Raw genomic sequence first — 6,912 nt, forward strand, 5'->3', positions numbered from 1 at the left:
GCCGGTCCCGCAGTCAGCAAAGGAAATCCCGTGCACACCACTTCGCGACGCAACTTCCTCGTGCTCTCCGGCCTGGCCGCGCTGGCCGCCGGCTGCGGCACGGCAAGCGGCAATGGCGGCCCGCGGAACACCAACGTGCTCCGCTACCAGGGCTCGTCCGGCCAGGTCACGCCGCCCGAACTCGCCGCCTCGCTCGGCCATCTGGAAGACCTGAAGCTCGAATGGGTCGGCGACACCATCAGCGGACCGCAGGACATCAGGTCCGCCGCCTCCGGTCAGACCGACTTCGGCGGCGCCTTCAACGGTGCCGTGGTCAAGCTCGCCGCCCGCCAGGCCTCCGTCAAGGCCGTCATCAGCTACTACGGCTCCGACAAAGACGCGTACAGCGGCTTCTACGTGGCGGAGAAGAGCGACATCCGCGCGGCCCGCGACCTCATCGGCAAGAAGGTCGGGATGAACACCCTCGGCGCCCACCACGAAGCGATGCTCGACATCTATCTCAAGAAGCACGGACTGACGCGGACCGAGGCCGCCAAGGTCGACCGGATCGTCATCCCGCCGGTCAACACCGAACAGGCCCTGCGCCGAAGCCAGATAGACGTCGCCGTTCTCGGCGGCATCCTGCGCGACAAGGCACTGGAGACCGGTGGAGTGCGCAAGCTGTTCAGCGACTTCGATCTGCGCGGTTCCTTCAGCGCCGGCACGTATCTGCTGACCGACCGCTTCATCGAGCAGAACCCGCAGACCGTACGCACCTTCGTCACGGGTGTCGCGAAGGCGCTGGAGTGGTCACGCAGCACCCCGCGCGAGGAGGTCGTCGCCCGGATGACCGAAATCGTGGCCAAGCGCAAGCGGAACGAGAGCCCCGCCGCACTCAAGTACTGGCGCTCCTACGGTGTCGCGGGAACCGGCGGCCGGATCGACCCCAAGGAGCTGTCCGTCTGGGCCGACTGGCTGACGGAGCGCGGCGACATCAGGCAGGGCCAGGTGAAGGTGTCCGCGCTCTACACCAACGAGTTCAACGGTTTCCGCGCCGGCCAGGGGAGTTGACGGCAGTGACTGCGAAGATCAGCTTCCGGGGAGTGGGCAAGACCTTCCCGGGACGCGGCAGGCAGCAGCAGGACGTCGTCGCCCTGGAGGGGATCGACCTGGACATCGCCGCAGGCGAGTTCGTCGTCATCGTCGGGCCCAGCGGCTGCGGCAAGTCCACCCTCCTCGACCTTCTCGGCGGCCTCGCCGAGCCGACCGGCGGACAGATCCTGCTGGACGGCAAGCCCGTCACCGGGCCCGGTCTCGACCGCGGCATCGTCTTCCAGCAGTACGCGTTGCTGCCCTGGCGCACCGCGCAGGGCAACGTCGAGTTCGGCCTGGAGGCCACCGGCGTTCCCCGCCGCAAGCGGGCCGAGCGGGCCAGGGAGTACCTCGAACTCGTCGGCCTGAGCGGCTTCGAGGACCGCCACCCGCACGAACTCTCCGGCGGGATGCGGCAGCGGGTGGCCATCGCCCGCAGCCTCGCCTACGACCCGGACGTCCTCCTCATGGACGAACCCTTCGCCGCACTCGACGCCCAGACGCGCGAATCCCTTCAGGACGAGCTGCTGCGGATCTGGGAACGCACCGGCAAGACCATCGTCTTCATCACCCACGGCATCGACGAGGCGGTCCACCTCGGCCGGCGGGTCGCCGTCGTCACCTCCCGGCCCGGCCGGATCAAAGAGGTCGTCCGCATCGACCGGGGTCCGAGGACCGCCGACAGCGACGCGCGATCGAGCCCCGAGTTCGCGCGCCACCGCCACCAGATCTGGAACCTGTTGCGGGACGAGGTCACACGGGCCCAGGAACAGGAGAGGGAGGCCGTATCCCCATGAGCATCACCACCGAGAAGACCGCCGTCGTCGCCCCCGAGGCCGTCGCGGTGAGCGCGGCCGGCCGGCCGAGCGGGCCCCGGCCGGGCGGATCAGCAGCCGCCCCGGTGCTGCGAGCCGCCACCCGGCGGACCGGCAGGATCCTGCTGACCGTACTCACCCGGACCGCGGCGATCGCCGCGCTGCTCGCCGTATGGGAGGTGGCGCCCCGGCTCGGACTCGTCTACCGGACCTTCCTGCCTCCCTTCTCCGAAGTCGCCGTCGTCTGGTGGGAACTGGCCGGCAACGGGCAGCTGGCCGAACACGCCCGGGCGAGCCTGAGCCGTTCCTTCGCAGGATTCGGTCTGGCACTCGCCCTCGCGATACCGCTCGGACTGCTGATCGGCTGGTACCGCCCGCTCGCCGGACTGCTCGGGCCCCTGCTCGAGGTGTTCCGCAACACCGCCGCGCTCGCCCTGCTGCCCGTCTTCACCCTGCTGCTCGGCATCGGCGAGACCTCGAAGATCACGATCGTTTTGTACGCCTGCACCTGGCCGATCCTGCTCAACACCATCAGCGCGGTCCGCAGCGTCGATCCCACCCTGCTCAGGCTGGCCAGGTCGATGGACATGCCCGCGCCGAGGATCTTCCAGAAGGTGATCCTCCCGGCTTCCGTGCCGACCGTCTTCACCGGCATCCGGCTGGCCGGTGCCGTCGCCATCCTCGTCCTGGTCGCGGCCGAGATGGTGGGCGCGAAAGCGGGGCTCGGCTACCTCATCAACGCCTCACAGTTCAACTTCGCGATTCCGGAGATGTACGCCGGGATCATCACCATCTCCGCCATCGGCGTGGCCTTCAACCAGCTTCTGGTGGCCCTCGAACGCCGCTTCACCTCCTGGCGCACTCCTACCGGAAACTGAGGACCACTCATGTCTGCCGACTCCCCACGCCAGTTCCATCTCAACGCCTTCCTGATGAACGCGGGCCACCACGACGCCGCGTGGCGCCACCCGCGCACCCAGCCCGAACGGATCACCGACCTCGCCTACTTCCAGGAGCTGGCGCGCACCGCCGAGCGCGGCAAGCTCGACTCCCTCTTCCTCGCCGACGGCCTCACCCTGTGGGGCAACGCCCGCTACAACGCGGTGGGCGGATTCGAGCCGCTGACCCTGCTTTCCGCGCTGGCCGCCGCGACCGAGCACATCGGCCTGATCGCGACGGTCTCCACCACCTTCAACGAGCCGTTCCACGTCGCCCGGAAGTTCGCTTCGCTGGACCACCTCAGCAACGGCCGTGCCGGATGGAACATCGTGACCTCGGGCACCGAGGCGGAGGCCCGTAACTTCGGCCTCGACCAGCACCTCGAGCACTCCCTGCGCTACGAGCGCGCCGCCGAGTTCCTCGACGTCGCCACCAAGCTCTGGGACAGCTGGCAGGACGACGCACCGGTCGTCGACCGGCAGCGCGGCGTGTACGCCGACGTTGGCAAAGTGCGGCCGATCGACCACCGCGGCGAGCACTTCCGGGTGCAGGGCCCGCTCAACGTCCAGCGTCCTCCGCAGGGCTATCCGCTGCTGGTCCAGGCCGGGTCCTCCGACGACGGCAAGGAGTTCGCCGCCCGGTACGCGGAAGCCGTGTTCACCGCTCAGCAGACGCTCGCGGACGGCCAGACCTTCTACAAGGACCTCAAGTCCAGGCTCGCGAAGTACGGCCGTAGCGCGGACCAGTTGAAGATCCTCCCCGGCATCTGCCCCGTCATCGGGTCCACCGAGGCCGAGGCACACGCCCTGCACGACGAGCTCACCGCGCTCCAGGTGCCCGAGTACGGACTCCAGCAGCTCTCCGGCATGCTGGGCACCAACCTCACCGGCCTGCCGCTCGACGGCCCGCTGCCCGACCTGCCGGAGGAGCGGGACATCAACGGCAACAAGTCCCGCTTCACCCTGGTCGCCGAACTGGCCCGCCGCGAGAACCTCACCATCCGCGAGCTCATCGCCCGCCTCGGCGGCGGCCGCGGCCACCGGGTCTTCGCCGGCACCCCCGAGCAGATCGCGGACCAGCTCCAGGAGTGGTTCACCCAGAGGGCCGCCGACGGCTTCAACATCATGCCGCCCTACCTCCCCGGCGGCCTCGACCACTTCGTGGACCAGGTCGTCCCGCTGCTCCAGGCGCGCGGCCTGTTCCGCACCGAGTACACGGGCGGCACCCTGCGCGAGCACTACGGCCTGGCCCGCCCGGCCAACCGGCTCGCGGTGGCCGGCGGCTGACGCCGCTCATTCCGGACCGGCGGACCTCATGAGCGGGCGGGCCGAGGAGCCCATTGGGACCGCCACATTCCGGGGCGGTCCGGCGCATAGTGGGGGGCGCCTACGCCTTCGTGTCGCGGCGGAACAGGGCCGTCCAGAGGAACGGTCGTCGCCACGAGGCCGCCGGTCCGTACGGCCGGAACGGGGGCGAGGAGATCGGCGGTGTCGTCGTCCGGGGGGTGGCTGCACCCGACAGATCGTACAGAAAAGGGTGTTCCGCAAGTTCTTGAGTAAATCAACTTTCTGACACCGTTTTATGGGCATGATCCGGCGCTGATCCGGCCGAGCGCCCGCCGCTTACCGATCTCGCTCATCAATCGGTCGACAGATGAGCGCCGCGCGAACGAGCCGTGTGGTCGCGAACATGCTGTCCTGAACGGAAAACTGCCGCTATGCGGTCTCCGGGTTGTTGGTCCCAGCGCTACTGATCGACATGTTCCTGGTGGGAGTTGGAGCTGGAGGTGCTCGGGGAGGGCGACACGGTGTGCGGCTGAGGCATGGCCGCCGGAGTCGGGGTGTGGGCCCGCTGCGGTGAATCCACAGGAGGGCTCCTGTCAGCAGCGCGGTGCCTCCCGACAGCCATGGCAGCGGGCCTGACGGAAGGACACCAATGATCAAGCCGGTGAGCGCTGCCACCAGTTGCAGAGCGAGAGACTGGACGGACAGCGCGGTGGCCCGGCCCGAACTTGCGACACGGCGGTGCAAGAGGTCGTTCTCACTCGGCCCCGCCGCGCCGAGCCCAAGGTAGACCAGGCCGAATCCGATGGCCGCGAGGACCATGGAACCCACTCCTGTGAACACTGCGGTGGCGCCGAGCAGAAGCAGGCCGCTCGCGCTCGCGCCGAGGCTCACCATGACCGCACGCTCGCCACTGCCCGCAAGCCGGGCGGTCAGCGGTGCGAGATGGCTGCCGATACCCGCGCAGATGAATCCAGCGCAGGCGAGTACGGCGAAGAGCACCGCCCCCGACTCCGATGCGCCCGTGAGAGCTGCGGCGCGGCCCGGTGTGAGCAGTTCGATCGCGGCCAGGGCGCTGCCGACGGCCCCTGCGCTGATGAACACCCGGCGGACCAGAGCATCGCGGCCCCCCAGCCGTAGTCCGCCCACGACGGTGGCCGGGATGCCTCGGAGTACATCGCGCAAGGTGGCCGCCGGCCGGGGCGGCTCCCGCAGAGCGGTCAGGACATACAGCACGAAGGCGATCTCGACCGCTGCGCCCAGCAGCATCGGAACAGAAAGGGGCAGCACCAGCTCGGACGTTGACTCGCTGAGTCGGGCGCCGAGGTCAGGGCCGAGTCCGAGCAGCCAGGGAAGGGCACCGCCGAGCAGGGTGCCCGTGGCGAGCGCGGCGGATGTCGCGGAGGAGCCGTGGGCCAAGCCGGTGCGGAGTTCGGCGTCGGGGCCGGATTCCGCGTGGACGGTGTCGACGTACCAGGCTTCGGCCGGTCCGCTGGACAGGGCACGGCCCGCGCCCATCAGGGCCATGCCGAGGCCGAGCAGCCAAGGAGCAGTGCCCAGGCCTACAAGGGCCAAGGCGGTCAGGTTCAGCAGGCCGGCGGCGGCCAGAACAGCGCGGCGTCCGAGGACGTCGGACAGTCCTCCGGTCGGTAGTTCCAGTGCGGCGGCGGTGAGGGAGTGTGCGGCGAAGAAGCCCGCGATGGCCGCCATGGCCATGCCGCGCTCGGTGAACAGCAGGATCAGGGGAGCGATGGTCAGTCCCAATGGCAGCCAGAACAGAACGCAGACCGTGATGTAGCGGCGGCGTGCGGTGCGTATGTCCAGCGGCTCGGTCATGACGCGTCCTCGGCATCTGTCCTTGCAGGGGCAGAGGTGTCCGCCTCGGCGCCGGGGTCGCGCGGTGCCAGGGGCAACCCGACGGTGAGGAATACGACCTGCGCTGCGCGCGGATCTTCTGCGTCACGGGTGGTGAGTTGCTCCAGCTTTCGGTCGAGCACCTCCCAGAGTTCGGTGAGCGATTCGGGGGTCAGGCGGGGCATCAGGTCGTTGATTCCGGACGGCTCCACCCACTCCTGGCCCAGCCTCCCGTCGGCGATGTCGGCCTCGTGCCGGGCGAGAGATGCCTCCAGGTGCTCGATCTGGGCCCTGCGCGACAGGCTGACCCAGGCGCGGCTGCCCGGTGAGGCTTCCATTGCCTTGTTGCTCCAGGAGGTCACGGAGTGCACGGCCTGCCAGCGGCGCTCCCGCCCGTCACGGTGCTCGGCCTCGGCGACGAACGCGTACTTCGCCAGAACCCGCAGGTGATAGCTGGTGGAAGCGGATGACTCCCCGGTGCTGACCGCGAGTTCACTCGCGGTGGCCGGTCCGTCCTGCCGCAGCATCCCGAGCAGCCGGATGCGCAGAGGGTGCGTGAGGGCCTTCAGGGCTGCTGCGTCTTGCTCGGGATCGAGTACGCGTTTCTGCTCTTCGCTGACCATGACGGGACAGTAGAGCGAACCAGAGACTTTCCAAAAGTATTTTTGCAGAAATTAATTTGGAAAGTTGGTTGGTAGCCCGTGTCAGCGGCACCGCGTCGATGACGGGACTGGACAGCCTCACGCGTCCGTACGTTCCCCAGCCCGGGTGCTCTGCGGCCTGAGCGCAGAAGGAAGCGACGCGGGCTTGCTGCATCGCGACCTTCGACTCCCCCCATGCCGTGGGAGCCCTTCGCCATCCCTTGTTCTTCGCAGGGAATCCCGGCCTTTAGGCCAAGGCCATGAAGTTAAGGGTTGATCGGTGGAGTGAGGATGTCGATGCTGAAGGTT

General features: G+C 68.8%; 6 protein-coding genes. 4 read left to right on the forward strand and 2 right to left on the reverse strand.

Annotation, left to right across the window (positions count from 1 at the left end):
• Positions 1 to 30: 30 nt before the first annotated feature.
• The 4 genes from AB0M62_RS29595 to AB0M62_RS29610 are packed head-to-tail and all read left to right on the forward strand — an operon-like array spanning position 31 to position 4,111.
• Positions 31 to 1,050 carry an ABC transporter substrate-binding protein gene (locus AB0M62_RS29595; protein ID WP_366077384.1) on the forward strand — a complete coding sequence of 340 codons (1,020 nt, stop codon included), beginning with the start codon at positions 31 to 33 and terminating at the stop codon, positions 1,048 to 1,050.
• Positions 1,051 to 1,055: 5 nt separating this feature from the next.
• Entirely contained in the window at positions 1,056 to 1,868 is an 813-nt protein-coding gene (locus AB0M62_RS29600; RefSeq protein WP_366077385.1) for an ABC transporter ATP-binding protein, read from the forward strand.
• Positions 1,865 to 2,764 (forward strand): ABC transporter permease, encoded by a 900-nt coding sequence (locus tag AB0M62_RS29605; RefSeq protein ID WP_366077386.1) that lies wholly within the window; start codon positions 1,865 to 1,867, stop codon positions 2,762 to 2,764. The genes AB0M62_RS29600 and AB0M62_RS29605 overlap by 4 nt, the downstream gene beginning before the upstream one ends.
• 9 nt (positions 2,765 to 2,773) lie before the next feature.
• Complete coding sequence (locus tag AB0M62_RS29610; RefSeq protein WP_366077388.1) at positions 2,774 to 4,111, forward strand: LLM class flavin-dependent oxidoreductase; 1,338 nt, start codon at positions 2,774 to 2,776, stop codon at positions 4,109 to 4,111.
• A gap of 429 nt (positions 4,112 to 4,540) precedes the next feature.
• Here AB0M62_RS29610 and AB0M62_RS29615 read toward each other — a convergent pair whose 3' ends face one another.
• Positions 4,541 to 5,944 carry an MFS transporter gene (locus tag AB0M62_RS29615; protein ID WP_366077389.1) on the reverse strand — a complete coding sequence of 468 codons (1,404 nt, stop codon included), beginning with the start codon at positions 5,942 to 5,944 and terminating at the stop codon, positions 4,541 to 4,543.
• Entirely contained in the window at positions 5,941 to 6,585 is a 645-nt protein-coding gene (locus tag AB0M62_RS29620) for a helix-turn-helix domain-containing protein (RefSeq protein WP_366077390.1), read from the reverse strand. Before AB0M62_RS29620 ends, AB0M62_RS29615 begins: the two co-directional genes overlap by 4 nt.
• Between the last annotated feature and the right edge of the window lie 327 nt (positions 6,586 to 6,912).

The organism is Streptomyces sp. NPDC051219 (assembly GCF_040682335.1).
Lineage (GTDB): Bacteria > Actinomycetota > Actinomycetes > Streptomycetales > Streptomycetaceae > Streptomyces.